The sequence below is a fragment of the Paraburkholderia tropica genome (genome assembly GCF_014171495.1).
Lineage (GTDB): Bacteria > Pseudomonadota > Gammaproteobacteria > Burkholderiales > Burkholderiaceae > Paraburkholderia > Paraburkholderia tropica.
Genome location: NZ_CP049134.1, coordinates 598168 through 624428 on the forward strand (window position 1 = coordinate 598168; position 26261 = coordinate 624428).

General features: G+C 66.9%; 22 protein-coding genes. 13 read left to right on the forward strand and 9 right to left on the reverse strand.

What is annotated here, in order from left to right:
* Positions 1–33 precede the first annotated feature (33 nt).
* Complete coding sequence (locus G5S35_RS02680) at positions 34–294, forward strand: DUF4148 domain-containing protein (protein WP_237181323.1); 261 nt, start codon at positions 34–36, stop codon at positions 292–294.
* A gap of 96 nt (positions 295–390) precedes the next feature.
* Here G5S35_RS02680 and G5S35_RS02685 read toward each other — a convergent pair whose 3' ends face one another.
* On the reverse strand, positions 391–2166 hold the full coding sequence (locus tag G5S35_RS02685) for a winged helix-turn-helix domain-containing protein (RefSeq protein ID WP_176080409.1): 1776 nt from the start codon (positions 2164–2166) through the stop codon (positions 391–393).
* Positions 2167–2356: 190 nt separating this feature from the next.
* Positions 2357–3232 carry a crotonase/enoyl-CoA hydratase family protein gene (locus tag G5S35_RS02690; protein WP_183038543.1) on the reverse strand — a complete coding sequence of 292 codons (876 nt, stop codon included), beginning with the start codon at positions 3230–3232 and terminating at the stop codon, positions 2357–2359.
* A 117-nt stretch (positions 3233–3349) separates the two neighbouring features.
* Between G5S35_RS02690 and G5S35_RS02695 the strand changes: the two genes are divergently transcribed.
* Complete coding sequence (locus tag G5S35_RS02695; protein WP_065057202.1) at positions 3350–3910, forward strand: plasmid fertility inhibition factor family protein; 561 nt, start codon at positions 3350–3352, stop codon at positions 3908–3910.
* Between the two features lie 60 nt (positions 3911–3970).
* Here G5S35_RS02695 and G5S35_RS02700 read toward each other — a convergent pair whose 3' ends face one another.
* Entirely contained in the window at positions 3971–5014 is a 1044-nt protein-coding gene (locus G5S35_RS02700; RefSeq protein ID WP_082991590.1) for a LysR family transcriptional regulator, read from the reverse strand.
* 176 nt (positions 5015–5190) lie between these two features.
* Between G5S35_RS02700 and G5S35_RS02705 the strand changes: the two genes are divergently transcribed.
* From G5S35_RS02705 to G5S35_RS02720, 4 genes are all read left to right on the forward strand, one after another.
* A complete protein-coding gene (locus tag G5S35_RS02705) occupies positions 5191–5457 on the forward strand; it encodes a hypothetical protein (RefSeq protein ID WP_183038544.1) in 267 nt (88 codons plus the stop codon).
* A 128-nt stretch (positions 5458–5585) separates the two neighbouring features.
* Complete coding sequence (gene aspT, locus G5S35_RS02710) at positions 5586–7268, forward strand: aspartate-alanine antiporter (protein ID WP_183038545.1); 1683 nt, start codon at positions 5586–5588, stop codon at positions 7266–7268.
* Positions 7269–7336: 68 nt separating this feature from the next.
* A complete protein-coding gene (gene aspT / locus G5S35_RS02715; protein ID WP_065057205.1) occupies positions 7337–9022 on the forward strand; it encodes an aspartate-alanine antiporter in 1686 nt (561 codons plus the stop codon).
* A gap of 153 nt (positions 9023–9175) precedes the next feature.
* Complete coding sequence (locus tag G5S35_RS02720; protein ID WP_183038546.1) at positions 9176–10837, forward strand: bifunctional aspartate transaminase/aspartate 4-decarboxylase; 1662 nt, start codon at positions 9176–9178, stop codon at positions 10835–10837.
* Positions 10838–10939: 102 nt separating this feature from the next.
* Here the strand turns inward: G5S35_RS02720 and G5S35_RS02725 are convergent, their stop codons facing one another.
* The gene (locus G5S35_RS02725; RefSeq protein WP_065057206.1) at positions 10940–12175 is read right to left on the reverse strand and encodes an MFS transporter; all 1236 of its coding nucleotides are present in this window, start codon (positions 12173–12175) and stop codon (positions 10940–10942) included.
* A 495-nt stretch (positions 12176–12670) separates the two neighbouring features.
* On the opposite strand from G5S35_RS02725, the gene xdhA reads away from it, so the two are divergent.
* From xdhA to xdhC, 3 genes are read left to right on the forward strand one after another with little or no spacing between them, the layout of a single operon-like run.
* On the forward strand, positions 12671–14266 hold the full coding sequence (gene xdhA, locus G5S35_RS02730) for a xanthine dehydrogenase small subunit (RefSeq protein WP_183038547.1): 1596 nt from the start codon (positions 12671–12673) through the stop codon (positions 14264–14266).
* A gap of 48 nt (positions 14267–14314) precedes the next feature.
* Complete coding sequence (gene xdhB, locus G5S35_RS02735; RefSeq protein ID WP_183038548.1) at positions 14315–16669, forward strand: xanthine dehydrogenase molybdopterin binding subunit; 2355 nt, start codon at positions 14315–14317, stop codon at positions 16667–16669.
* A gap of 28 nt (positions 16670–16697) precedes the next feature.
* A complete protein-coding gene (gene xdhC / locus G5S35_RS02740) occupies positions 16698–17297 on the forward strand; it encodes a xanthine dehydrogenase accessory protein XdhC (protein ID WP_183038549.1) in 600 nt (199 codons plus the stop codon).
* 65 nt (positions 17298–17362) lie between these two features.
* On the opposite strand, the gene G5S35_RS02745 is transcribed toward xdhC, so the two are convergent.
* The 3 genes from G5S35_RS02745 to G5S35_RS02755 all read right to left on the reverse strand — a co-directional run bounded on the left by G5S35_RS02745 (position 17363) and on the right by G5S35_RS02755 (position 20921).
* Positions 17363–18337: a LysR family transcriptional regulator gene (locus G5S35_RS02745; RefSeq protein WP_065057210.1), complete on the reverse strand. Its 975-nt coding sequence runs from the start codon at positions 18335–18337 to the stop codon at positions 17363–17365.
* A gap of 206 nt (positions 18338–18543) precedes the next feature.
* Complete coding sequence (locus G5S35_RS02750; protein WP_065057211.1) at positions 18544–19197, reverse strand: 2-hydroxychromene-2-carboxylate isomerase; 654 nt, start codon at positions 19195–19197, stop codon at positions 18544–18546.
* Between the two features lie 104 nt (positions 19198–19301).
* Entirely contained in the window at positions 19302–20921 is a 1620-nt protein-coding gene (locus tag G5S35_RS02755; protein WP_183038550.1) for a TAXI family TRAP transporter solute-binding subunit, read from the reverse strand.
* 707 nt (positions 20922–21628) lie between these two features.
* On the opposite strand from G5S35_RS02755, the gene G5S35_RS02760 reads away from it, so the two are divergent.
* Positions 21629–21982 carry a BON domain-containing protein gene (locus G5S35_RS02760; protein ID WP_065057212.1) on the forward strand — a complete coding sequence of 118 codons (354 nt, stop codon included), beginning with the start codon at positions 21629–21631 and terminating at the stop codon, positions 21980–21982.
* A 300-nt stretch (positions 21983–22282) separates the two neighbouring features.
* On the forward strand, positions 22283–22543 hold the full coding sequence (locus G5S35_RS02765) for a hypothetical protein (protein WP_065057213.1): 261 nt from the start codon (positions 22283–22285) through the stop codon (positions 22541–22543).
* Positions 22544–22721: 178 nt separating this feature from the next.
* Here the strand turns inward: G5S35_RS02765 and G5S35_RS02770 are convergent, their stop codons facing one another.
* Complete coding sequence (locus G5S35_RS02770; protein WP_183038551.1) at positions 22722–23510, reverse strand: sulfite exporter TauE/SafE family protein; 789 nt, start codon at positions 23508–23510, stop codon at positions 22722–22724.
* 361 nt (positions 23511–23871) lie between these two features.
* On the opposite strand from G5S35_RS02770, the gene rarD reads away from it, so the two are divergent.
* Entirely contained in the window at positions 23872–24765 is an 894-nt protein-coding gene (rarD, locus tag G5S35_RS02775) for an EamA family transporter RarD (protein ID WP_074981653.1), read from the forward strand.
* A 175-nt stretch (positions 24766–24940) separates the two neighbouring features.
* Complete coding sequence (locus G5S35_RS02780; RefSeq protein WP_065057216.1) at positions 24941–25321, forward strand: DUF5594 family protein; 381 nt, start codon at positions 24941–24943, stop codon at positions 25319–25321.
* A gap of 48 nt (positions 25322–25369) precedes the next feature.
* On the opposite strand, the gene G5S35_RS02785 is transcribed toward G5S35_RS02780, so the two are convergent.
* Complete coding sequence (locus tag G5S35_RS02785; protein ID WP_373681570.1) at positions 25370–26227, reverse strand: sulfite exporter TauE/SafE family protein; 858 nt, start codon at positions 26225–26227, stop codon at positions 25370–25372.
* Positions 26228–26261 lie beyond the last annotated feature (34 nt).

Sequence of the window (26261 nt, forward strand, 5' to 3'; positions counted from 1 at the left end):
TGGGGATGCGCGACTCTTTCCTGGAGCGATGACATGAACACCTTGAGCACCGTACGCATCGCGGTGGCCTGCTCGGCCGCCTTGCTGGCAGGACTTGCCTGGGCCGATTCGTCGACCGATCCGGCGTCGACTCCGCCGTCGGCATCGCAGGACGTGGGCGGCATGCCCATGAGCAACAGCGCGTCGGGCGCGCCCATCACGCTCACGCACGCGCAGGTCTATCAGGATCTGGTGCGCTCCGAGCAGTCGGGCGAACGCGCGCGTCTGAATGGCGATCTGTATCACGGGAATTAAGACACGGTAACTGAAACGCGGTCACTGGGACACGGAAACCAGTACGGCATCCGCACGCAGCGGACGGCAGATCGGCGGCGGCCCGGCGCGCGGCGTTCAGCGCGGCTGGCCGCCGCCGATGTGCTTTTCGATCAGGCGCATGCGTCCGCCCGGACGATAGGGCGCGAACCATGGATTCGAGCGCAATTCGCAGAGCCGCGAACTGCGCTCGGCGAGCGCGGCGTCGAGCCAGTGATACATCGGCTCCGGCTGTGCGAGTCGCGCGTAGAGTTCGGCGAGCAGCAGCGGCGAGGTGTACTGGCAGCGCCGCCGTTCGAGCAGATCGTCGAGATACCAGTGCAGCACCGCGTCGTAACCGCCCGCCTCCCATTGCGCGCGAATCGCCGCCGCGCGCGCGTGCTGGTCGCAGCGCACCAGCGCTTCCTCGGTTGCGTCGACGGCCTGCGCGTAGTGCTTCTTCACTTCGAACGCCGTCGCCAGCACCTGATAGACGAGCGGCGCATGCTCGCGATGGCCCGGCGACAGATACTCGCTCGCCACTTCCGCGTGCTTGCCCGCGAGCACCATGCCGAACGCGCGCGAACCCTGGAACGCCAGCGGATCGATCTTCTCGGCGCGCTCCAGCGCCGCGTCGCCTTCCGCGCGGCGGCCCGCCGCGAGCAGCAGGCGCGCGTAGAGCCGGTGCGCTTCCGGATAGCTCGGGTTGCGCTTGAGCGCTTCCTTGAAGCCGGCTTCGGCGCGCGGCCAGTCCCACTCGAAGAAATAGCGCACGGCGGCGAGCGCGTGATGCGCTTCCGGCAGATCGGGGTCGAGTTCGAGTGCGTTGTGGGCGAGCGCGCGCGCGAGCGGCCAGCCGTCTTCGGGCGCGTAGAGGCCGTGCACGACCGTCGATCCGTAATAGTTCGAGAGCCCCGCATAGCCGAGCGCGTAGTTCGGATCGCGTTCGATGGCCGCTTCGAAATAGGCGCGGCTGCGCGAAAAATCCTCGCCGTCGATGTTGTGATGCGCGCAGAACGCGGCGTCGAAATGCACGCGCCGATACCAGAAGTAGCGCCCGCGCACGTAGGCGTCGTGCGCCGCCGGATCGACGGGCAGACGGCGCGCGAGCAGCGAGCGCTGCTGGTCGGACAGCGTAGAGGCCAGATCGTCGACGATGGCGGCCGCCACTTCCTTCGGCAGATCGAGCGCGCGCGGCGAAACCGGCTCGTGCGCGCGGCTCCAGATCTGCACTTCGTCGGCGCAACGAATCAGACGCGCGAGAATGCGCGCGCGCCGCGCGTCGCGCGTGAGCGAGCCTTCGAGCACATAGTCGAGCTTCAATTCGCGCGCGATTTCGCCGATGCTCTTCGCGGTGTCGCGATAACGCGCGGCCGTGGTGCGCGCGATCATGCGCAGACGGTCCGCGCCCAGCGCGCCGAGCGTCGCCGAGATCTCGTCGGCGAGCGCGCTGCACAGGCACTCCTCGCGACCGTCGCCGGTGAGGTTTGCAAACGGCAGCACCAGCACGCGCACGGCCGCGCGCGCGGCGGGCTCGTTCGGCGGCGCGCTCGCAAAACGCGCGCCGTCGAGGCGATAGCCCTTGCCCTTCACGGTCACGAGATGGCGCGGCTTGAGCGGGTCGTCGGCGAGCGCGATGCGGATCTTGCGGATCGCCGTGTTGATGCCGTTCTCGGTGTCGCGATATGGATTGCCGTGCCACAGACGCTCGACGATATCGGCGCGTGAGATCAGTTCGCCGTGCCGCGACGCGAGCAGGATCAGCAGGTCCATCGGCAGGCGTTCGAGCCGCACGGCCTCGCCCTCGCGCCGAAGCTGATAACGCTCGACATCGAGCTCGAAATCCGCGAACCGGATGACGCGATCCGACGACATGGGATCACTCCCTGATGCGCGTGCGGGGTTGTTGTTCGCGTCGGCGTCTCGTCTGAGGATTGCCCGGAAAAAAGCGGGCCGATGCAGTGTGGCGGACGGCGCGGGCGGTGCATCGTGGCGACTGACAGATTCAATTTAGCGCCTTGAACAAGGGCCTTCAAGAATCAAGTGTGGCGAGGTTTTCGCGCGCTCAAAGCGGTTCGCCGTGGCGTCCCGCGCCTTGCGCGAAACGCGCGGCCATCGGCAGCCCTTCGTCGAGCGCGGCGCGATAGCCGCCGGCGCCTTCGCGGCGCAATGCTTCGGCGAAGTCGTCGAGTGCGCTGTTGTCCCAGGCCGAGCGGCGATCCGCGAGCAGCGCCGCTTGCGGGAACGCGGCGAGCGTGGCTGCGAGCGCTTCGGCTTCGGCGCGCGCGCATCCTTTGCCGACGACGCGATTCGCGAGACCGAAGTCGAGCGCCTCGCGCGCGTCGACGGCGCGCCCCGTGAGGATCAGATCGAGCGCGCGCGACAGGCCGATCAGGCGCGGCAGACGCACCGTGCCGCCGTCGATCAGCGGCACGCCCACGCGGCGGCAGAACACGCCGAGCACGGCGTCTTCCTCGACGATGCGCAGATCGCAGAGCAGCGCGAGTTCGAGCCCGCCCGCGACGGCGTAGCCCGTCACGGCCGCGATGCAAGGCTTGGCGAGCCGCATGCGCGTCGGGCCGAGCGGACCGGGGCCGCCGCCGTCTTCGCGCAGGGCGTTGCGCCGCGTGCCGTCGTTGAGCGCGCCGAGGTCGGCGCCCGCGCAAAAGGTGCCGCCCGCGCCGAACAGCACGGCCGCGCGCCAGTGCGGATGCGCCTCGACGCGCGCGAATGCGGCGGCGAGCGCATCGGCGGTCGGGCGGTCGATCGCGTTGCGCTGCGCGGGGCGATCGAGCACGATCGTCGCGACCTGGGCGCGGGCTTCGATGCGCACGGCGTCGCCGAACGTCTCCGTTATCGCGTGGTCCGGCGTGCTTTCGCGTGGCGCTGCGTCGTCGCGTTGCTTGTCGCTTCTGTCGTTGCCTTTTTCACCTTGGCTCATCGGGCTTTTCCTCGCGAGCGCGGGGCGTGCGCATCCACGCCGCATAGGTCACGAAACCGTCACGAATCCCTCGTAGCTTAGGCCGTTTTTCCTCCCCGCGAGAGGCGCATCACCCGCATGTCCCCGACGTCACTGCCCACGCCCGGCGCGCTGCCACCGAATCCTTCAACGCTGTCGAAACCGCTGCAATCCGCGTGCGGAACGCACTGGATCGTGTCCTTGCCCGATCACCCCGGCTACGATCATGTGCGCTTCAAACGCGTCTTCACGACCGACGGCACGCGCCACGAAGTGGTGGTCGTCGATCTGCACAAGCTGCTGCTGTGCGCCGACCGCGACGACACCGACTACGTGCTCAAGCCCGTCGACGACTGGCATGTCGGCAAGGTGCGCGGGATCCGCGAATTTCTCGATCCGGAAAACGAACGCGTGCCGCAGATGCCCTACGTGACGATCTCGAAGCGCCGCGCGGCGGGGATTGCAGGCTGGCTCGGCATCGCGCATGTGGGCGTGGTGGCGTTCCGCAACGGCCAGCATCGCGCGCGCTATCTGGCGTGGGCCGGCGCGCAGTGGCTGCCGGTCGAGGTGCACGAGCGCGAGGCGGCGCTGCTGCGCGAGTTGTGCGGCGCCGCGGGTCTGGAAAGCGAGCCGGCGGAATACGGCACGCCGCCGGGTTGAGCCGCGATGGCGCTGCCCGCGCCGGCGGTGCAGCGCTTCTTACGTGCTGCCTTACGTGCCTCAGCGTTCGTTCATCGCCTGCAACACGGCGCTGCTGCCGGGCGCGCCGTTCATCGGCCGCCACGCGGAGCCGCCTGCCGAAGTCGAAGCCGACGACGCCACGCTCGACGCCGACCGGTTCGCCAGCGCGCCGTCGTGCGCGTGCTCGAAATGCTCGACCGCGTGATCGACGAAGCGCCGCGTCTTGGCGGGCAAATACTGGCGGCTCGGATACACGATCGACATGCGTGCCTCGGGCGCGTCGATCTCGTAGTCGGGCAGCAGGCGCCTGAGCGTGCCGGCGGCGAAATCGTCGGCGACGAGCGGCGCGGGCACGATCGCCACGCCCATGCCCGCGAGCGCCGCGAGCCGCACCATCAGCATGTTGTTGACCGCGTAAGCGGGCTGGAGCGTGACCGGCTGCGCGCGTTCGCCGGCCTTCGCGAAGCGCCACGTCGCGCTGCGCTCTTCGGGCGGCAGCGTCACGGCCGCGTGCTGCGCGAGCGCGTCGGGCGTGCCCGGCTCGCCGTGCTCCGCGAGCCATGCGGGCGATGCGCAGGGCACGAACGAAGTGGTGCCGAGCGAGCGCTCGACGAGTTCGCCGTTGCCGTCGCCACTTTCCGTCGACGCCGCCACGATGCCCACGTCGAAGCCGTCCTCCGCCAGGTCCACGGGCCGCTCGGCGAGCGTGAGGCGCACATGCACGCGCGGATAACGCCGCCGGTAGCCGTCGATCAGCGGCGTGAGCGTGGCGAGCGACAGCGCGCCGGCGGCTACCACGCGCAGCGTGCCGCTCGGCTCCCGCTCGGTATGCGCGAGCGTATGTTCGAGGTGATCGAGTTCCTCCAGCACGCTGCGGCAGCCCTCGAGATAGCGCTGACCTGCTTCGGTGAGCGAAAGATTACGCGTGGTGCGGTTGATGAGCCGCGTGTGCAGATGCGCTTCGAGCATCGCGACCGAACGGGTGACGAGCGCGTTCGAAACGTCGAGGTGCTGCGCGGCGCGGCGAAAGCTCTGTGATTCCGCAACCCTGACGAAGACGCGCATGGCGTGTATCTGGTTCATGGAAATTCGCCTCGCATGCTGAATGCATTTACCGGTTAAGGGGCGTGCGCTCGAACAGAACAGCCGAGCGCGAATGAAGCGGACTGGCGGCTAGCTCGCGATTACGACTTTGAATGAAAATCATATTGACAGTCCTGTGAAATTACAATATCTATCTCAAAAAGCAGTGTCATTTCATGGTTGTAAAAGATTCAAATGCGCGGCTGGCATGGGTATTGAATGAGGCGGGAATATGGCACGTTCGCGCAGTCGTATTTGAATTTGAATTACGATCGAGCGGCGTTCATTCGACGGATAGCGGTTTTCCGGGTCTTGTACAAGCTTGCGAGGAATCGATGTCTGTGCAAATTGCGGAGATTTCCTGGCGAAAAACGTTTGTTGTCAATGCGTTGCAGCCGATGATTTTTATGCCGGTTCACAGCCTTTACATAAATAGCGAATAAAAGCGGTTTTCCGGATTTATTGCGTGTCACGCAAATATGCGATGCGCCCGGAAATAGATGCGTACATGCCATGGGCATGTCTTTTTATGCGCGTTTGGGCAAAAAGAACGTAAATCGGCAGACCAGACATGATCGTCGAATTGCTGAAGTCGCAACCCGAGATTGCCCTGTTTACGAGTCTCGCACTCGGTTATCTGATTGGTTCGATTCGATTCGGGCCCATTTCGCTTGGCGGCGTGTGCGGCACGCTGATCGTGGCGCTTTTGCTCGGTCAGACGGGCGCGCGTATCGCGCCCGATCTCAAGAACATCGCCTTCGCGCTGTTCATCTTCGCGCTCGGCTTCACGGGCGGCCCGCAGTTCTTCGCCAACATCGGCAAGGGCTGGCGTTACGGGCTGCTTTCGATCGTCGAGATCGTCTCAGTGATGACGCTCGTCATGATTGCAGTCGTCCTGATGAAGCTCGACGCGGGCACCGCCGCGGGCCTGCTGGCGGGCGCGGCGACCGAGTCGGCGGTGATCGGCACGGCTTCAGAGGCGATTGCGCGGCTCGGCATCAGCCCCGAGGCGGTGGGCACGTTGCAGGCGCACATCGTGACCGCGTATAGCGTGAGTTACCTGTTCGGTCTGGTCACCATCGTGCTGTTCACGAGCCAGGTCGCGCCGCTGATCCTGCGCGTGAATCTGCGCGACGAGGCCGCGCGTCTCTTTCGCAAGCTCGGCGGCGACGGCGTGCTCGACGAAGGTCAGCGTCTCGCGCTGCCGCCGCTGGTGGGCCGCGCGTTCAGGGCCGGTCCCGCCGCCGGCATCCAGGTCGCCCAGTTCGAGGCGCGTTTCGGCAACAACATCACGGTCGAGCGCGTGCTGCGCGAACAGCGCCAGATCGACGCGGACGGTCAGCTCGTGCTGCAGAGCGGCGACGTTGTCTTCATTGCGGGGCGCCGCGAAAGCATGGTCGATGCGTCCGCCAGTCTCGGCGAGGAAGTCTCGGGCGAAGGCTTCACGAAGCTGCTCGCGCAGCGGGTGGACGTGATGCTCACGCGCCGCGACGCCGACGGCCTCACGCTCGCGCAGATGCGCGAACGCGCCTCGGCGCAAGCGGGCCGCGGCATCTACGTGAGCGCGATCACGCGGCTCGACACTACGGTGCCCGCGCTGCCCGGCACGGTGGTGCGGCGCGGCGACGTGCTTACGCTGCTCGGCGCGCCCAGCGACGTCAAACGCGGCGCGCAGCGACTCGGCTACGTGATCCAGCAGACCACCAAGACCGACTTCGTCTATCTCGGGCTCGGCGTGCTTGTCGGCATGCTGATCGGCCGCTTCGGGCTGAAGGTGGGCGGCGTCTCGCTGGTGCTCGGCACCGGCGGCGGCTGCCTGCTCTCGGGCCTGCTGTTCGGCTGGGCGCGCTCGCACTTTCCCGTGGTCGGCTCGCTGCCTTCGGCGGCCGCCCAGGTGCTCAAGGACTTCGGCCTCGCGACCTTCATCGCCGCCGTGGGTCTGTCCGCCGGTCCGGACGCCATCAAGCTCGTGCGCGAGTACGGCCTCGCGCTGCCGCTCGCCGGCATCCTGATGGTGCTGATACCGGGCCTCCTCTCACTCTGGATCGGGCGCATGTTTCTCAAGCTCGAAGCGCCGATGCTGCTCGGCGCGATTGCAGGGCAGCAGTGCAGCACGCCGGCGATCAGTGCGCTCGTGGGCGTCACCGGCAATTCCACTCCCGTGATCGGTTACACGATCACCTATGCGTTGTCGAACATCCTGTTGCCGTTGATGGGGCCCGTCGTGGTTGGGCTCGCGGCGAAGTTCGGCTGACCCGCGCGGCGGCTCAAGCGTCGGGTTCGAGCGGCATCAGGCTGTCACACTTTCCAAGCGAGGGCACGATGGAATGGCTACATGACATCTTTCACAAATCTCCGGAAATCGCTCTGTTCCTCTCGCTGGCCGTGGGTTACTGGATCGGCCAGATCAATTTCGGCAAGTTCCAGTTAGGCGGCGTGGGCGGATCGCTGCTCGCGGCCGTGGTCATCAGTCAGGCGGGCGTGACCATCGACAACGGCGTGAAGTCGGTGATGTTCGCGGTGTTCATCTACGCCGTGGGTTACGACTCCGGGCCGGGCTTTTTCAACTCGCTCAACCGCAAGACGCTGCGTGAGATCGCCATGGCCGTGTTCATGGCCGTCGCGGGCCTCGTCACGGTGGTCATCTGCGCGAAGCTCTTTCACCTCAACAAGGGTCTCGCCGCCGGTCTCGCGGCGGGCGGCATGACGCAATCGGCGATCATCGGCACGGCCGGCGACGCCATCGCGCGTCTGGGTCTGCCGGCCGATCAGGTGAAAGCGATGCAGGCCGACGTGGCGATCGGCTATGCCGTGACCTATGTGTTCGGTTCGCTCGGCGCGATCATCGTCTGCGTGAACATCCTGCCGAAGTTCATGGGCCGCAGCCTCAAGGACGCGTCGATGGACGCCGAACGCGAAATGGCGGGCGGCTCGGCGGCGAGCGGGCCGGGCCAGATCACGGCGCTGCCCGAACTGTTCGGCCGCGTGTTCCGCGTGGACGCGGGCGCGGGCCAGACGGTCAAGCAGCTCGAAGCGGCGGAGAAGGATTTCATCGCGATCGAGAAGATCCGGCGCGCGGGCAAGGTGCTCGATTCGACGCCCGATTTCGTGCTGAGCCGCGACGACGTGGTGCTCGTGGTCGGCCGCCGCGAGCAGATGGTCGAAGTGGGCGCGCTGATCGGGCCGGAAGTGCCGGACTCGGGCGGCATGAGCCTTGTGATGCAGACGCGCCAGCTCGTCTTCACGAAGAAGGGCATGAATCACACGACGATCGCCGACGTGCGCAAGAACGTCGATCGCGACATGCGCCACGGCGTCTACATCGAGAAGATCGAGCGTGCGGGTCAGCCCGTGCCGGTGCTGCCGCAGACGCAGCTCGAACACGGCGACGTCATCACGATCTACGGCACGGCCACCGACACCAAACGCGCCGTGCAGGAAGCCGGCTACGAGCTTGCGTACAGCAACAAGACCGACTTCATCTACATGGGCGTCGGCCTCGTGCTCGGCTTGCTGATCGGCCTGATCGTGGTGAACGTGGCGGGCATTCCGCTCACGCTCGGCTCGGGCGGCGGCTGCCTGCTCGCGGGTCTGCTGTTCGGCTGGATGCGCGGCAAGCACCCGATGTACGGCGTGATGCCGCCCGCGGCCTCGCAGCTGCTCAAGGACTTCGGGCTCGCGGCGTTCGTCGCCGTGGTGGGTCTGAACTCCGGCCTCCAGGCGGTGGTGACGGTCAAGCAGAGCGGCATCACGATCTTCCTGCTCGGCGTGGTGGTGACCATCGTGCCGCTGATTCTCACCATGCTGTTTGGCCGCTACGTGCTGAAGTACAACAACGCGGCGATTCTCGCGGGCGCGCTGTCCGGCTCGCGCAGTGCGAACCCGGCGTTCGGCGGCATTCTCGACAAGGCCGAGAGCGCCGTGCCGACCGTGCCGTTCGCCATCACCTACGCGATCGCCAATGTGCTGCTCACGCTGCTCGGGCCGCTCGTGGTCGGTCTCGCATGACATGAAGCCAAAGCGGGCCGCGCGAGGAGCGCAGGCCCGTCCTCGATGATCTGTCGAAACGCGCGCCGCGTTCCACGCAACGACGACGTTCACCGCGCACGGTGAGCATGACGAACGAAGCGGCGCGCATCACGTCTTCCAATGGAGAGCACCATGGCAAAAGGTAAAGGCAACGATACGAAGGAAAAGGCGGGTCTCGACGCACTGAGCCCGTTCGAGCTCAAGGACGAACTGATCAAGGCGGCCGGCGGCGGCGCGGCCGAACGTCCGGCCAACTTCTCGATGCTCAACGCGGGTCGCGGCAACCCCAACTTCCTCGCCACCATTCCGCGCCACGGCTTCTGGCAGCTCGGTCTCTTCGCGATGCGCGAATCGGAGCGCTCGTTCTCGTACATGCCCGAAGGCGTGGGCGGCTTCCCGCAGCGCGCCGGCATCGTCGAGCGCTTCGACCAGTTCCTGCACGAAAAGCACGGCGAGCCGGGCATCGACTTCATCGGCGGCGCGGTGTCGTATGTGCGCGACCAGCTCGGTCTTTCCGCGGGCGATTTCCTCTACGAAATGTGCGAAGGCATTCTGGCCTGTAACTATCCGGTGCCCGACCGCATGCTCAAGCTCTCGGAGATCATCGTCGGGCAGTATCTGCGCCGCGAGATGATCGGCAAGCATCCGTTCGTGGGCGAGTTCGACGTGTTCGCGGTGGAAGGCGGCACGGCGGCCATGACGTACATCTTCAACACGATGCGCGAGAACTTCCTGATCAAGGCGGGCGACACCATCGCGCTCGGCATGCCGATCTTCACGCCGTACATCGAGATTCCCGAACTCAACGACTATCAGCTCAACGTCGTGCATCTGAATGCGACCGTCGAGAACCACTGGCAGTACTCGAAGAAGGAACTCGACAAGCTGCGCGATCCGAAGGTCAAGGCGTTCTTCCTCGTGAATCCGAGCAATCCGCCGTCGGTGAAGATCGATGACGAAAGCCTCGAATACATCGCCGAGATCATCAAGGAACGTCCGGACCTGATCCTGCTGACCGACGACGTGTACGGCACCTTCGCCGACAACTTCGTTTCGCTGTTCGCGCTCGCGCCGAAGAACACGATTCTCGTGTACTCGTATTCGAAGTATTTCGGCGCGACCGGCTGGCGTCTGGGCGCGATCGCGACGCATCGCGACAACGTGCTCGACGTCACGCTCGCGAAGCTGCCGAAGGACGAAAAGAAGATCCTGCACAAGCGCTACGAGTCGATCACGACGGAGCCGGACAAGCTCAAGTTCATCGACCGTCTGGTGGCCGACAGCCGCACCGTCGCGCTCAATCACACGGCCGGTCTGTCGACGCCGCAGCAGGTGCAGATGGTCCTGTTCTCGCTGTTCTCGCTGATGGATACGCCCGACGCGTACAAGAACGCGCTCAAGCGCGTGATCCGCAGCCGCAAGCGCGCGCTGTTCGAAGAGATGGGCATCGCCTACGACGAGAGCGATCCGAACCAGGTCGATTACTACACGATTCTCGACATGGAATATCTGGGCGAGAAGCTGTTCGGGCGCGACTTCGTCGAGTGGCTGCTCAAGCAGGTCCAGCCCAACGAGCTGCTGTTCCGTCTCGCGAGCGAAGCGCGCGTCGTGCTGCTGCCGGGCAAGGGCTTCGGCACGCCGCATCCGTCGGGCCGCGTGTCGCTTGCGAACCTCAACGAGTCGGATTACCGCAAGATCGGCCGCGCGGTGCGCAAGCTCACCGAGGAATACGTGCAGCGCTACAACGAGGCGACGGGCAAGAAGCTCGCGACCGATACGGTGCAGAAGAAGTAAGGCATCGATATCGGCTGCGATGAAAAAAACCGCCCGCAGCGCGAAGCGCGTTGCGGGCGGTTTTTCTATTGGGTGCGGTGAAGCCGCGAGTCTGACGAAAGCTCAGTCGGCGCGTTGTGTGGCGCTCGCGGCGGCTTTCGCTTCGGCGGCCGCCTTCACGCTCTTGCGATGCAGCGAGACCGACAGCGCCACGGCCGCCGCCGACGCAATCGCCGCGAACAGATACACCGAGCCATAGCCGAACAGATTCGCCACATAGCCCGCGAGCGGGCCGGTGATGCCGAGCGACAGATCGAGGAACACCGAGTACGCCGAGAGCGCCGCGCCGCGGCTCGCCGCCGGCACGAGGCCGACCGCCTCGACGCCCAGCGCCGGAAACACGAGCGCGAAGCCGAAGCCCGTGAGCGCCGCGCCCGCGAGCGCGAAATGCGGCGTCGGCGCGAGCCACAGCAGCAAAAGACCGGCGCACTCGCACGAGAACGAGGCGATGGCCACGCGGAAGCCGCCGAAGGTCTTGATGGTGTTGGCGAACAGCAGGCGCGCGCCGATGAACATCAGGCCGAACAGCGTCAGCGAGAACGCGGCGTTGTCCCAGTGGCGCGCCGCGTAGAACAGCGTGATGAAAGTGGCGATCGAGCCGAAACCCGCCGAGCCGAGCGCGAGGCCGAGGCCGTGCGGCAGCACGCGCGTGAACACGCTGCGGTACGACATGCGCTCGCCGTGCACGACCGGCACCGGCGCGATCGGGCGCGCGAGCCAGAAGCCGAGCGCGGCCAGCGCGATCACGGAGACGCCGAGCGTCCAGTAGCCGACGAAATGCACCATCTCCACGCCGAGCGGCGCGCCCAGCGCGAGCGCGCCATAGGTGGCGATGCCGTTCCACGAAATCACCTTGGCGTTGTGCGAGGTGCCCACGCGGCCGATGCCCCAGAGGATCGCGCCCGTGCCGCACAGGCTTTCGCCGCAGCCGAGCAGCAGGCGGCTCACGACCAGCAGCGTCAGCGAGAGGCCGGGCCAGTGATCGACGAGCGTGCCGAGCAGCAGCAGCACGCCGCTCGCGCCGCAGATCATCAGGCCGATCGACACGGTTTTCTTCGGGCCGAGCGTGTCCGCCGAGCGGCCGGCGAGGGCGCGCGAGCAGAGCGTCGCGATGTATTGCACGCTGATCGCCGCGCCCGCCACCACGGTGCTGAAACCGAGGTCGTTGTGCACGTAGCCCGGCAGCACGGCAAGCGGAATGCCGATCGTCAGGTAGCAGAGGAAGGTGAAAAAGACGACCGGAATGATCTGCAGGGTCGTCGATGCGGCGGAGCGCGGGGGCGCCAAATCAGCGGACATGGGGAAAACGCGGATGGAAAACGGCGGGAAAGGCGTGATTGTCCCATGGAACCGGTTCTTATGCAGACGTTGAAAAAACGTTTCGGTGAGCGGAACAACACCTTTTGCGCGTGTTTCGCTGTTTAAACGTTCTGTCATCTGCGCCGGCGGAAATGGGCAAGGTTGCGCGATGTTGGCGCAATTTGGCGAGCCCGGACGCCGCCAGGCCGTGTCATCGCGGAAAAAACGGGGCGCGAGCACCGGGATGAGGCATCGACACGGAGATTCCGGTGTCCTGTTTGCGTGAAACGTGAGAGAAATAACGCAATCAGGACGTCGCGACATAAGCCCGCCATGCGCGTGCGAGCGCGATTTATCGTCTCAACGATATATCCCCCATGCACTTGCGCCTATGGGATCGCAATATTGGTGGTGATAGCTTTCAAATCGTCCACTGTTGCGTGGCGAGCCGCAGACGCTTGCCGCGCACACGCATACAACGACGAGCCAGAAACCATGAATCAGCCGATCCGCTTTTATCACCGCAACGCGATCCGCGAAGTCAGCGACGCGGGCGTGACCCGCACCGTCCTTCAATACCTGCGCGAAGACGCGCGCTGCACCGGCACCAAGGAAGGTTGCGCCGAAGGCGATTGCGGCGCGTGCACGGTCGTCGTGGGCGAGCGCACCGCCGAGGGCGGCGTCAGCTTCAAGGCCGTCAACGCCTGCATCCAGTTCCTGCCGACGCTCGACGGCAAGGCGCTCTTCACGGTCGAAGACCTGCGCCAGCCCGACGGCTCGCTGCATCCCGTGCAGCAGGCGATGGTCGATTGCCACGGCTCGCAGTGCGGCTTCTGCACGCCCGGTTTCGTCATGTCGATGTGGTCGCTCTACGAGAAGCACGGCCATGAACACAGCCACGAGCACAGCCACGAGCAAGCGGCGCAAGGCTGCGCGGGCAAGGCGTCGTGCAGCGTGCCGTCGCGCGACGAGATCGCCAATGCGCTCACGGGCAATCTGTGCCGCTGCACGGGTTATCGCCCGATCCTCGACGCCGCCGAGCAGATGTTCAAGCTCGACGCGCCCAAGGCGCCCGTCGACGTGAAGGCGATCGCGGCCTCGCTCGCGACGATCGAGCGCGCCGAGACCTTCCACTACGAGCATCGCGGCCAGCAGTTCGACGCGCCGCGCACGGTCGAGGCGCTCGCCGCGATCAAGGCCGCGCGCCCGAACACGCGCATTCTCGCGGGCAGCACCGATATCGGCCTGTGGGTCACGAAGCAGATGCGCGATCTCGGCGACATCGTCTACGTGGGGCAGGTCGAGGCGATGCGCGCGATCGACGTGGACGAGCAATGGATACGCATCGGCGCGGGCGTGACGGTCGAGCGCGCCTATGCCGAACTCGCGAAGCACTATCCCGAACTCGAAGAAATGTGGCTGCGTTTCGCCTCGCTGCCGATCCGCAATGCGGGCACGCTCGGCGGCAACGTGGCGAACGGCTCGCCGATCGGCGACTCGATGCCGGGCCTGATCGCACTGGGCGCGCGCGTGGTGCTGCGCGGCGGCGAAGTCGAGCGCGAGCTGGCGCTCGAAGACCTCTATCTCGCGTACCAGAAGAAGGACATGGCCGAACACGAATTCGTGCTCGCGCTCAAGGTGCCCACGCGCAGCGGCGCGCGCGCGAATCTGAAATTCCGCACCTACAAGGTCTCGAAGCGTTTCGACTCCGATATCTCGGCCGTGTGCGCCGCGTTTTCGTATCTCGCCGATGGCGAGCATGGCGAGACGATCCGCGAGCCGCGCATCGCGTTCGGCGGCATGGCGGCCACACCGAAGCGCGCGAGCCACGCCGAAGCCGTGCTCGCCGATGCGCAGTGGCACGAAGCCACCGTGCAGGCCGCGATGATCGCGCTCGGCAACGACTACGCGCCGCTCTCGGACATGCGCGCGACGAGCGAGTATCGGCTCGAATCGGCGAAGAACACCTTGTATCGCTTCTGGCTGGAAACGCGTCCGCACAATCCGCTCGCGCCGCAGGCGCTGAACGTGCGCGCGGTGGCGGCGGAAAGTGCGGATAACGCGGACAGCATCGAAAGCAGCGCGGTTTGACCGGACAGGAAACGGGAAAAAGCGAAACAACATACGGAGAACGACATCATGAACCAGCAAGCCGAACCGTTCCTGGAAGAAGCGAAAGCGCGCGAGCCGTTCGCGCAGGTCCACGTCTCGCGGCCGCACGAATCGGCGCATCTGCACGTGAGCGGGCGCGCCACCTACACCGACGACATTCCGGTCGTCGCGGGCACGCTGCACGCGGCGCTCGGTCTCTCGCAGAAAGCGCATGCGCGCATCGTCGCGATGAATCTCGCCAAGGTGCGCGCGACGCCGGGCGTCGTCGCCGTGCTCACCGCCGAGGACATTCCGGGCGTGAACGATTGCGGCCCGATCATCCACGACGATCCGGTGCTCGCGGACGGCGTCGTGCAATACGTCGGCCAGCCGATGTTCGTCGTGGTGGCGACGTCGCACGATACGGCGCGTCTCGCCGCGCGCCGCGCCGAAATCGACTATGAGGAACTGCCGCCGATCCTCACGGCGCAGCAGGCGCGCGCCGCGCAGCAATACGTGTTGCCGCCGATGAAGCTCGCGCGCGGCGACGCGTCCACGCGCGCGGCGCGGGCCGCGCATCGTCATGAAGGCGAGATGCTGCTGGGCGGGCAGGAGCAGTTCTATCTGGAAGGGCAGATCGCCTACGCCGTGCCGAAGGACGACGACGGCATGCACGTCTGGTGCTCGACGCAGCATCCGAGCGAAATGCAGCACCTTGTCGCGCATGTGCTGGGCGTGCAATCGCACAACGTGCTGGTGGAATGCCGGCGCATGGGCGGCGGCTTCGGCGGCAAGGAATCGCAGTCGGGCCTGTTCGCGTGCTGCGCGGCGCTCGCGGCGTGGAAGCTGCTGTGCCCCGTCAAGCTGCGCCCCGATCGCGACGACGACATGATGGTGACCGGCAAGCGTCACGACTTCCACTACACCTATGAAGTGGGCTACGACGACGAGGGCATCATTGAGGGCGTGAGCGTGGACATGACCTCGCGCTGCGGCTTTTCGGCGGACCTCTCCGGCCCGGTGATGACGCGCGCCGTCTGCCACTTCGACAACGCCTACTGGCTGCCCGATGTGTCGATTTCGGGCTTCTGCGGCAAGACCAACACGCAGTCGAACACCGCGTTCCGCGGCTTCGGCGGCCCGCAGGGCGCGTTCGCGATCGAGTACATCATGGACGACATCGCGCGCTCGCTCGACCTCGATCCGCTCGACGTCCGCAAGCGCAATCTCTACGGCAAGACGGAGAACAACGAAACGCCGTACGGCCAGACCATCGAAGACAACGTGATTCACGAACTGATCGACGAGCTGGCGCAAACGAGCGGCTATCGCGCGCGCCGCGCGGCGGTTCGCGCGTTCAACGCGGACAACGAGGTGCTGAAAAAGGGCATCGCGATCACGCCGGTGAAGTTCGGCATCGCGTTCAACGTCACGCACTTCAACCAGGCGGGCGCGCTGGTGCACATCTACACCGATGGCTCGGTGCTCGTGAACCACGGCGGCACGGAAATGGGCCAGGGGCTGAACACCAAGGTCGCGCAGGTCGTCGCGCACGAACTCGGCATCGAGTTCGGCCGCGTGCGCGTGACGGCCACCGACACGAGCAAAGTCGCGAATACGTCCGCCACGGCGGCCTCGACGGGCAGCGATCTGAACGGCAAGGCCGCACAGGACGCCGCGCGCCAGTTGCGCGAGCGGCTGGCGACGCTCGCGGCCACCACCTGGGGCAAGGGCGCGGTGAACGCGGCGGACGTGCGGTTCGCGAACGACTGCGCGATCGTCGGCGACGAAGTGGTGCCGTTCGGCACGCTGGTGCAGAAGGCCTATCTCGCGCGCGTGCAATTGTGGTCCGACGGTTTCTACGCCACGCCCAAGCTCTACTGGGATCAGGCGACGCTGCGCGGCCGGCCGTTCTATTACTACTCGTATGGCGCGGCCGTGTCCGAAGTCGTGATCGACACGCTCACGGGCGAAATGCGCGTGCTGCGCGCCGATGCGCTGCACGACGTGGGCGATTCGCTGAATCCCGCGCTCGACGTGGGGCAAGTGGAAGGCGGCTTCATTCAGGGCATGGGCTGGCTCACGACCGAGGAACTCTGGTGGAAGCCGGACGGCAAGCTCATGACGCACGCGCCGTCCACGTACAAGATCCCGACCGTGAACGACACGCCGCCCGAGTTCAGCGTGAAGCTCTTCAAGAACCGCAACGCGGAGGACAGCATTCACCGCTCGAAGGCCGTGGGCGAGCCGCCGCTGCTGTTGCCGTTCTCGGTGTTCTTCGCGATTCGCGACGCCGTGGCGAGCGTGGCCGATTACCGCTTCAATCCGCCGATGAACGCCCCGGCGACCGCCGAGGAAATCCTCAAGAGCGTGCGTGCGGTGCGTGCGATGGCGCGGGCCTGAGTCCACGGATCAGCGAGGGAAACGCAACATGATCAGTCATCCGAATCATTGTGTGCGCGTGGATGCGACGGGGCGCGTCGTGATCGGCCGGCGCAGCACGCCGGTGCCGCAATACGGGCCGATGCACGTCGTGCTGTTCGGCGCGGGGCACGTGGGCCACGCGCTGGTGACGCTGCTCGGCATGCTGCCGTGCGTGGTGCAATGGGTCGACGAGCGCGACGAACTGTTCCCCGACGAAGTGCCCGCCAACGTGCAGGTCGAGGCCACCGACACGCCCGCGGCGATCGTCGACAGCGCGTCGCCGGGCGCATACTTCATCGTGATGACGCACAATCACGCGCTCGATTTCGAGCTGTCGCTGCGCATCATGAAGCGGCGCGATTTCGCGTGGTTCGGGCTGATCGGCTCGAAAACCAAGCGCGTGAAGTTCGAGCGGCGTCTGGCCGAGCGCGGCATCGCGCGCGAGCGCATGGACGAGATCACTTGCCCGATCGGTGTGACGGGAATCGTCGACAAGGCGCCGTCATCGATTGCGGTGGCCGTGGCCGCGCAGTTGATGCAGTTGCGCGTGGTGATGCCGCTCGACGTTCATCGGCATGCGCAGGAGAGCGGATTCGCGCGGGCGTAGCGCGCACGCTTGCGGAAGCTTGAAAAAGCCGGACGTTGTTGTCCGGCTTTTTTGTTTTTGCGGCGTCAGATGGCGGCTTTCGAGGCCGTGTCCTGCTTCGCGCGCCGCTTGCGCGCGGGCACCGTCAACGACACCGAGACGGCATCGATCAACTCGCGCAGCCAGCCCACGTCGCTAGGACGGTCCGGTTGCGGATGCCACATCTGATAGCAGCGGATGCGCGGAAACGCGAACGGCGGCTCCACCACCGCGAGCGGCAGCATGCCCGCGTAGTGCAGCGCGAAGCGGCGCGTGGTCGTGAAGATCAGATCCGATTGCAGCAGCACTTGCGGCACGAGGCCGAAATACGGCAGCGTCGCGACGATGTGGCGATGCGCGCGCGCCTTCGCGAAACCCAGCTCCACGGGGCTCGCGTTCGCGCCGGTGTAGGGCGTGGGCGCGAGATGGCCCGCCGCCAGGTAGTCCTCGCGCGAGAGCGGCGCGTGGGCGAGCGGGTGGTCGGCGCGCATCAGGCAGACGATCTTGTCGGCGAACAGGTCGCTGCGCGCGAAACGCGGATCGGGCTTCGGCCAGTTGCCGATCACGATGTCGAGTTCGCCCGCGTCGAGCGCGGCGTGATGGTCGAGCGTCGGCGAAAGCGAGAGGATCTCCAGCCGTGCGGCGGGCGCCGCTTCGCGAAAACGCGCGATCAGCGTCGGCATGAAGAAGTCGTTGAGATAGTCGGGCGCGGCGAGGCGAAACGTGCGCTTCGAGCGCAGCGGATCGAATTCGCCGTGCGGCGTGGCGACGAAATCGACGTCGCGCAGCACGCGCTGGGCGTATTGCAGCAGCGACTCGCCGTATTCCGTCGGCACCATGCCGGCCTTGCCGCGCACGAGGATCGGGTCGCCGAGCACTTCGCGCAGCCGCCGCAGCGCGGTGCTGATGGCGGGCTGCGTCTGGTTCAGCCGCAGCGCGGCCTGGGTGACGCTGCGCTCGACCAGCAGCGTGCGCAGCACGCGCACGAGCCAGATATCGAGGGAAAGGGCAGAGTCGTCCATGGCGATGAAAGCGGGAACGCGGGGAACGCAGTGAGCGCGCACGCGCCGCGCTTCGTGCGCACGGCGTCAGGCATAACCTTAAGCCGCGGCGCGCGCGCTGGCCATAGGGCGCGCGGTATGGCGGGGATCAGCGCGGGCGGCGGACGTGGTTTATACGTTGCTTATACGTTGCTTGGGCGTCGCTCGCCCGCGTGCGCCGCAGGTTTTCAGGCCTTTTCCGGCTTCGGCAAACCCGAAGGCAGCGCGCTGATGCGCTTGACCTCGCGCGAGTCGAGCCAGTTCGGCGTGCGCGCGCAGTAGAGCACCATCGGCAGCGCGTCTTCGCCCCAGAACAGCTGCTTGTTCATCCAGAACGTGGGCACGCCGAACACGCCCATCGAGATCGCGTCGTTGGTGTTGCGGCGCAGTTGCGCGCGCACCGCTTCTTCCTCGATCAGCGCCTCGCCGTGCGCGATGCCCACGCGCTCGCACAATTGCTCGAAGCCTTCCTCGGTCGACGGGTCGCGGCCTTCGCGCCAGATGAAGCGGAAGATCTCGCGCACGCAGGCGAAGTCGCCGCCCGCCGCGATGGCGAGCAGCATCGGCTTGACCGAGTCGAACGGATGCGCGGGTGGCATCTTGAACGGAATGCCCAATTGTTCGGCGCGGAACAGCGCGTGACGGTACGTGAAGATGCGCTTGGCCGGAATCGATGCGCCGAGCGGCTGGCCCCAATGGCGGTGCAGGTCGGTGAGCAGGACCGGCGTCGGCGCGAAGTCGAAGCCCGGCCACTTGTCGTACTGCTCCAGCAGCAGATACGAAAACGGCGACACGAAGTCGTAGAACCAGGCTGGCTGGCTGGCGTCGATGCCGCTGATCATGCTGTTCCTCCGCTATGGGCTTTCATGCGGGCCGCAGCGGCGACCCGTCGTTTGAGTATCGATCGTATTCGGTGCTGCGTGCTGCAATTTCTGCGCGGGCGGTGTCAGGCGCCGCGTGTTTCGTTGCGTGTTTCTGCCTTGTCTTCCACGTTCGCTCCCGCGTTATCTTCCGTGTTCGCTTCCGTGTTCGCTTCCGTGTTCGCTTCCGTGTTCGCTTCCGCGCCGGCTTCCTTCGCCTCGGACGCTTCTTCGGCGACGCGTTCGTCCATCGCGTCGCCCGTATCGACTTCGGCGTTCTCGGGCGCGCCGCTCATACCGCCAAATCCGCCGATTGTGCCGAATCCGTCCAGACCGCTCGCGCCATGCTCACCGCGCGCCGCGCCGCCCTCGCGGGCGGGCGACAGCCGCGAGCGCACAAAGCCGATGTGCTCGCGCAGCACGTAGAACTGATCCGCATACGCGAGCGGCATCTTCATGCCGTTGACCGATTCCTCGATGGTGTCGAGCTGGCGCAGCAGCGTGCGCCGCTCGGCGGGCGAGTTGTCGGCGAGCGCGGCGCGTTCCAGCGCGATCAGCGAGCCATACCAGCGGTAGATGCGCGATTTTACCCGCCAGGCGTAGAGGCCGGGCACGAGCCGCAGCCCCGGAATCAGCACGACGATGATCGGCACCAGCACCACCAGCAGGCGGTCGGCGAGGCTCGCGAGCCAGAACGGCAGCACGCGGTAGAGGAAGCCCTTGCCCGATTTGTAGTAGCGCGCGGCGTCGTCGCTGATCGGGAAGTCCTGGGCGCGCGGCGCCGGGAATTCGCCGGCGCGCTGGAGCAGCGTCGAGCGGCCGTGCACTTCCTTGGCTGCATCGACGAGCAGATCGGACAGCGCCGGATGCAGCGAGTCGCGCGCGACCAGTTCGGCCGTCGGCGCGATGAACTGCAACGGATGCGGCGGCAGGTTGCGGCCGAAATCGAACGCGCCCATCGGGATCGTGATCGCCGTGAGGTAGGGAAAGCGACGCGCGTAGGCATCGGCCTGGGTGAAGTCGAAAAAGCGCACCCCCGGCATGCGCATCAGGCGGCCCATGACGGGCGGCTGCGCGGAGTCGCCGGTCAGGAAAGCCGCGTCGATCTTGCCTTCGACGAGCGCGCGGGCGGCGTCGTCGCCGGAGAGCGGCAGCAACTGCGTCTTGCCGCCGGGCACGATGCCGTTGGCCTTGAGCAGCGTCAGCGCGAGTTCGCGCGTGCCGCTGCCCTCCGCGCCGATGGCGAGGCGCTCGCCTTCGAACTGCGACAGCCGCGTGACGGGCGGCCCGTGATAGAACACCGCGAGCGGCACGTAGGCGACGCTGCCGAGCGAGACGAGCCGGTCGGGCACCTTGCTGGCGAGGCCGTCCTGCACGAAGGCGACGTCGACGTGCGAAGCCGGATCGGCGAGCCGCTGCAGGTTCTGCGCGGAGCCTTCCGACTCCAGCACGTTCAGCGTGATGCGGTTGCGCGCGAGGATCGCCTTGTACTTCTGCGCGGCGTTCCAGAACGTGCTGCCCTTGGGGCCGGCGCTCATGGTGAGCGTGCTGGGCGGCGCGGGCTGGATCAGGCGCACGGCGAGCCAGATGGCGGCCACACTCACGAGCAGGATGGGACCGAAGGAGACGGCCAGGTCGCGCCACGAAATCGCCACGAAACGCGCGACGAGACGGGGAGGAGGTTTGCGGCCGGTGGGGGACTTCATCGGGGAAAGGCGGGCCTCGGAGGTTCGTGGGGCGGGCGATGCGAGCCGGGTAGTCGGACGCCGGTGCACGTGCGCGGACGTGGCGTCTGCACGGTCGGCGCGCGCTGTGCTCAGTGCGCCCGGCGCGCTCGCTGCGTCGGCCGTTTCGGGCGGGCGGTCCGCCCGGGCCGTTCGCGGCCGGTCCGCCCGCCGATGGTACATGAGAATCGCCGTTGCGGCGGCTAACAGGTTGCCGTGAGCGTGCCGCGCGGTTGCCGTGGCGCGCAAGCCGCGCCGCGCCCTTAAATCCTTTGCGCTCGCGCCGCGCCCAGGCTAAATTGTGGAGCGCCGCGGCGGCCCTTGCCGTTCGCCGCGAGACACAGAACAAAACGAACAAAAGACAATAACGAGGTACGCGGCCAGGGCGCGTCAGGGTGGATCGACCGATCCCGCCCCCGCCCAGCGCACCGTGCCCATTCCAGCCTCTCGCACTCTCTCGCATCAGCGTGGCCAGACCACGGCTATGTCGTCGCGCGCGCCCTCGAAGGCGCCTCCGGCGGCTGCCCGCGGGTGTCGTAACGAAGCCGCCGGTGCGCGACCGGCAGACGGCGCATGCGCCGTCTGCCGTCGGCCGAAGCGGTCCATCCTCGCTACGGAGCTAAGCATTGGGCGAAGCAATGAGCGAAGCAACGAGAGAAGTACTTACGCGATAGCAACAAGGAGAGAACATGAAATCGGTCGCTATTCTGAAGACCCTGGCCGCAGTCGCTTGCGTGACGGTGGCGTGCAGCGTGTACGCGCAGGACAACTCGGCAGCGAGCGGCGCGGCTGCCGCCACGACCACGAAGGCCGCTCCGGCCGGCAAGAAGGCCGACCGCAAGCTGGGCTACACGGTGCGCAAGGCGCTTTCGAAGGCGCAGGGCATCGACGTGTCGAACATCACGGTGCGCTCGCGTAGCGGCGCGGTTACGCTGACCGGCTCGGTGCCGTCGCAGGACCAGATCGATCAGGCCGGCCAGGTCGCGCAAGGCGTGGCGGGCGTGAAGTCGGTGACGAACAAGCTGACGGTCATGCAGCAATAAAGTCGTAAGCCGATCACTCGCGCCTCCGGCAGCACCGCCGGGCGCGCGGGCGGCACGAACGGGCTCCGGCATCGCGCCGGAGCCCGTTTTGTTTTTTTGGGGTGCTTTCATCGTCCGCGGTTTTCGGCCTGCGTTTATCGGCTCGCTTTTATCGGACTATTTCCAGCGCGCGAGGAAAAGCGCGCGCGCAAGTGCGGACTGACACACAGCGGACGCGCAATTGGCGGTATATGTTGGAAGTGCGCAGGTCCCGGTCATGCTATCCGTGGATCGTGCGCGGACTCATTGCAGGTAACTGTCATGACTATCCATACCTATACCGATTTGCCGCTGATCGACCGGGCCGCGTTCGAGCTGGCCTGTGCGCGGCATGGCTTTGCGCCCATCCATTTCGACGTGCGCGGCGAAACCGATCCCGACGATCCCGAGCACGGCGAACTCCTCGTCGTGCGGCGCGGCGCCTGGGCCCAGGCGTATCGCATCGATGCGCGCGGGCAGTGGCTGCGTCAATTCGAGGTCGATCTGAACGGGCGGTTTTTTCGCCAGGCGCCGTATCTCTGACGCGGGCTGAATCCGCCTGAAGCGGCTGAAGCGGCTTCTGGCCGGGGGCATGCCGGGTACGCCGATGGCGCGCGCCGGCGGGTCGTGGCGCGCGCGCCGCTGAGGCGCGGCGCGCCGGTTTCGCTATGTGAATCGCGCCACGCTGAATCGCGCGAGGCCGAATTCAGCCGCGCGGCGCTCAGGCCAGCACGAGGCGCACGCCGACCAGCGTCAGCGTGGCCGCGAGCAGCACGCGCAGCAGCTTCTCGGGCGCGCGCGACGACAGCATGCTGCCGATCGCGATACCCGGCAGCGAGCCGCACAGCAGCGAGAGCAGCATCGACCAGTCGATCGAGCCGAGCAGCCAGTGCCCCGCGCCCGCGAGCAGCGTGAGCGGCACCGCATGCGCGACGTCGGAGCCGACGATGCGCACCGTCGGCAGCGCGGGATAGAGCAGCAGCAGCACCGTCACGCCGATCGCGCCGGCGCCCACCGAAGTCATCGAGACCAGCACGCCGAGCACCGCGCCCGTGAGCACGGTGAAGAACAGCGTGCGCGCTTCGCCCGGCGCATGGCGATGGCGCGAGGCGAACGCCGCGAGCTGCGGCCGGAAGATCAGCGCGACAGCCGTGATGAGCAGCGCCGCCCCGAGCACCGACTGGATCAGATGCCCGGCGCGCGGCGTATCCATGCCGAAGCGGTGCAGCAGGATCAGCGTGATGGTCGCGGCGGGCACGCTGCCGGCCGCGAGCCGCAGCGTCACGCGCCAGTCCACCGATCCCTTGAGGCCGTGCACGAGCGTGCCCGCCGATTTGGTCGCCGCCGCGTAAAGCAGGTCGGTGCCGACGGCGGTCGCGGGGTGCACGTTGAACAGCAGGACGAGGATCGGCGTCATCAGCGAGCCGCCGCCCACGCCGGTCAGGCCGACCAGAAAGCCAACTGCGAGGCCGGAGACGGAATACAGCAGATCGATATGGGGTAGGGGCATCGCGGACGGCGCGGACTATCGCGGACTAAAGTGGCCTGACTGCCTGGGCTATGACGCTTCGCACCGTGTCGCGATCACGTCCGGACTGGCGCGGCGGCGTCGATCGCGTGGGGATCGTAAGCGCGTCGTCAGGCTGGACAGCGGCAAGGGCTGGCGGCGAAAATCCGCTATTGTCGCAAAACCGGCGGTTCGGCGCAGGGTTGGCCGATATTTCGCTCGCTCCGGACCTCGCGTGTCGGCCTGTCGTCGGCGTGAGTGCGTCCATCGGATGGGCGCGAGCCAGCTTGCCCCGGCCTTCTCGCAGCGCGGTTCGATCGCCGACAGTTCGCGGCCGGCCCGCAGTCAGACACCAGAACGAATCATGAATCCCGGCATCGCGTACGCATTCTCCGCCTTCACTCTGTGGGGGCTGTTTCCCGTCTACTTCAAGACGCTGCACCAGATTCCCGCGCTCGAAATGCTCGCGCATCGCATGGCGTGGTCGCTCGTGTTCGTGCTCGGCGTGCTCGTGGTGCGTCATCACTGGGCGTGGCTGCGGCCCGCGCTGCGCGACCGGCGTCTGCTCGCGCGCTTCGCGGCGAGCGCCGTGCTGCTGTCGGCCAACTGGGGGCTCTATATCTGGGCCGTGAACGCGGGGCATATCGTCGAGGCGAGTCTCGGCTACTTCATCAATCCGCTGATCAACGTGGTGTTCGGCTATGCGTTTTTGCGCGAACGGCTGCGGCCGCTGCAATGGTGCGCCGTGGCCATCGCGACGCTCGCCGTGGCCTGGCTCACCTGGCAGAACGGCACGCCGCCGTGGATCAGCCTCGCGCTGGCGGTGACCTTCGGCGGCTACGGGCTCTTGCGCAAGACCGCGAAGCTCGGCGCGCTCGAAGGGCTCGCGCTCGAAACCGTGCTGCTGTTTCCGGTCGCGCTGATCTATCTGACGATCATCGGCCTCGCGGGCGCGAGTCATTTCGCGCGCGCGCCGCTCGGCCTGCAACTGCTGCTGGTGGCGGCGGGGCCCATCACGGCCGTGCCGCTGCTGCTGTTCGCGGCGGCCGCGCGGCGCATTCCGCTTTCGATGCTCGGCCTCATTCAGTACGTGACGCCGACGCTCCAGTTGCTCACCGGCGTGCTGATCTATGGCGAGCCGTTCGGCTCGGTGCGCGCGTTCGGATACGGCGCGATCTGGGTCGCGCTGCTGATCTATTCGTTCGAAGGGCTGCGCAGCACCTTGCTGGCGGCGCGCCGCCTGCGCGAGACGGCTTGAGGTATCGCTTGAAGCGCGAGACGTGCACGCAGTGTTGTTGATCGGCAGCAAATCCTACGGCGACTGGCTGCTGCGCTGACGTCGCGGTAGGATGTTTCGGCAAGCTGCGAACACAGCACGGACAAGCCGCACACAAGCGGCATCCGCGATTCGCCGAACAGGGAGACACGCGCGCATGAGCAACGAAGCCGTCCATCGCTTCGAGGAAGAATTCGCGCCGCGCATTGCCGCGCGGCTCGCGAAGCAGTTTGGGCCGGACGTGCACGTGGAGGTCGTGCCGAACGCGGGCCGCGGCCATCCCACGCGCGTGCGCCTTTCGGGGACGTCGAGCGAGAACCGCCATCCGTATGCGTATCCGCTGAACGTGTTTTTGACGTGGGACGTCGACGAGATCGAGCGGCTCATGGAGCCCGGCGGCGAGGCGCGCTTCGCGCATTATCTCGACGCGACGATGCGCAAGATGGCCTCGTGGGAGACGGCGCGTCCGGTGGACTTTTCCACGCGCACGCAGGGCGAGCCGGAAGTGCTGATCGGCGGGCTCGATTTCGAGGGATGAGCGGCGCGGCGGCACTCAGCCGCCCCGCTTGAACCGAAGCCGCGCGCGTTACACCACGCCCGCCGCCATCATCGCGTGGACGGCCTTCACGGCCATGCCCACGGCCACGCATCCCGCGAACACCGCGAACGACTGCTGCAGACGCGCGCCGCTCACATGGCGCGCGAACACGCGGCCGATCAGCATGCCGACGAGCGCGCCCGCCGCGAACGGCACGGCGTTGAGCCAGAGCATGTGGCCGCTCGCCGCCGACGCGGCCACGCCCGCCGTCGAGACCAGCGCGATCACGGCCAGCGACGTCGCGACGATGCCTTGCATCGGAATGTCCGAGGCGCGCTTGAGCGCGGGCACGATCACGAAGCCGCCGCCCACGCCGAGCAAACCCGAGAGAAAGCCCGCCATCGCACCCGAGAGCGCGAGCGCCCGCGCGCAGGGCGCGGTCCAGTCGAGCTTGCCGCGATCAGCGTTGAGACGGCAGGGCAGGTCGGACGCGCACAGGTCGGCGCCGCCTTGCAGATCGAGCGCGTCGTCGTCGGTCCTCGCTCGTTGCTGATGAAACATGCGCCACGCCACGCGCGCCAGCACGAGCGCGAATATCAGCATGAGCGGCGCGTCGGGCACGCGATGCGCGACCCACAGCCCGGCGGGCGAGATGATTGCGCCCGAGACCGCCATCAGCGCGGCGGCCTTGTAGCGCACCTTGCCTTCGCGCAGCGCGAGCAGCGCGCCGATGCCCGCCGCGAGCGCCACCGCGAACAGGCCGATCGGCGCGGCCTGCGCGACTTCGAGGCCGAGCCCGAACACCAGCAGCGGCACCGCGACGATCGCGCCGCCCGCGCCCGTCAGCGCGAGGATCAGGCCGACGACCGAGCCGAGCGCGGCGCTGACCAGCGTGACCATATCCATATGCGCCATGTGGAACTTCTCCGAAGTGACGTCA

Bases quoted from the DNA above. Each gene is read 5' to 3' on its own strand.
- G5S35_RS02680 (WP_237181323.1), top strand. From the start codon at position 34: ATGAACACCTTGAGCACCGTACGCATCGCGGTGGCCTGCTCGGCCGCC.
- G5S35_RS02685 (WP_176080409.1), bottom strand. From the start codon at position 2,166: ATGTCGTCGGATCGCGTCATCCGGTTCGCGGATTTCGAGCTCGATGTC.
- G5S35_RS02690 (WP_183038543.1), bottom strand. From the start codon at position 3,232: ATGAGCCAAGGTGAAAAAGGCAACGACAGAAGCGACAAGCAACGCGAC.
- G5S35_RS02695 (WP_065057202.1), top strand. From the start codon at position 3,350: ATGTCCCCGACGTCACTGCCCACGCCCGGCGCGCTGCCACCGAATCCT.
- G5S35_RS02700 (WP_082991590.1), bottom strand. From the start codon at position 5,014: ATGAACCAGATACACGCCATGCGCGTCTTCGTCAGGGTTGCGGAATCA.
- G5S35_RS02705 (WP_183038544.1), top strand. From the start codon at position 5,191: ATGGTTGTAAAAGATTCAAATGCGCGGCTGGCATGGGTATTGAATGAG.
- aspT (WP_183038545.1), top strand. From the start codon at position 5,586: ATGATCGTCGAATTGCTGAAGTCGCAACCCGAGATTGCCCTGTTTACG.
- aspT (WP_065057205.1), top strand. From the start codon at position 7,337: ATGGAATGGCTACATGACATCTTTCACAAATCTCCGGAAATCGCTCTG.
- G5S35_RS02720 (WP_183038546.1), top strand. From the start codon at position 9,176: ATGGCAAAAGGTAAAGGCAACGATACGAAGGAAAAGGCGGGTCTCGAC.
- G5S35_RS02725 (WP_065057206.1), bottom strand. From the start codon at position 12,175: ATGTCCGCTGATTTGGCGCCCCCGCGCTCCGCCGCATCGACGACCCTG.
- xdhA (WP_183038547.1), top strand. From the start codon at position 12,671: ATGAATCAGCCGATCCGCTTTTATCACCGCAACGCGATCCGCGAAGTC.
- xdhB (WP_183038548.1), top strand. From the start codon at position 14,315: ATGAACCAGCAAGCCGAACCGTTCCTGGAAGAAGCGAAAGCGCGCGAG.
- xdhC (WP_183038549.1), top strand. From the start codon at position 16,698: ATGATCAGTCATCCGAATCATTGTGTGCGCGTGGATGCGACGGGGCGC.
- G5S35_RS02745 (WP_065057210.1), bottom strand. From the start codon at position 18,337: ATGGACGACTCTGCCCTTTCCCTCGATATCTGGCTCGTGCGCGTGCTG.
- G5S35_RS02750 (WP_065057211.1), bottom strand. From the start codon at position 19,197: ATGATCAGCGGCATCGACGCCAGCCAGCCAGCCTGGTTCTACGACTTC.
- G5S35_RS02755 (WP_183038550.1), bottom strand. From the start codon at position 20,921: ATGAAGTCCCCCACCGGCCGCAAACCTCCTCCCCGTCTCGTCGCGCGT.
- G5S35_RS02760 (WP_065057212.1), top strand. From the start codon at position 21,629: ATGAAATCGGTCGCTATTCTGAAGACCCTGGCCGCAGTCGCTTGCGTG.
- G5S35_RS02765 (WP_065057213.1), top strand. From the start codon at position 22,283: ATGACTATCCATACCTATACCGATTTGCCGCTGATCGACCGGGCCGCG.
- G5S35_RS02770 (WP_183038551.1), bottom strand. From the start codon at position 23,510: ATGCCCCTACCCCATATCGATCTGCTGTATTCCGTCTCCGGCCTCGCA.
- rarD (WP_074981653.1), top strand. From the start codon at position 23,872: ATGAATCCCGGCATCGCGTACGCATTCTCCGCCTTCACTCTGTGGGGG.
- G5S35_RS02780 (WP_065057216.1), top strand. From the start codon at position 24,941: ATGAGCAACGAAGCCGTCCATCGCTTCGAGGAAGAATTCGCGCCGCGC.
- G5S35_RS02785 (WP_373681570.1), bottom strand. From the start codon at position 26,227: ATGGATATGGTCACGCTGGTCAGCGCCGCGCTCGGCTCGGTCGTCGGC.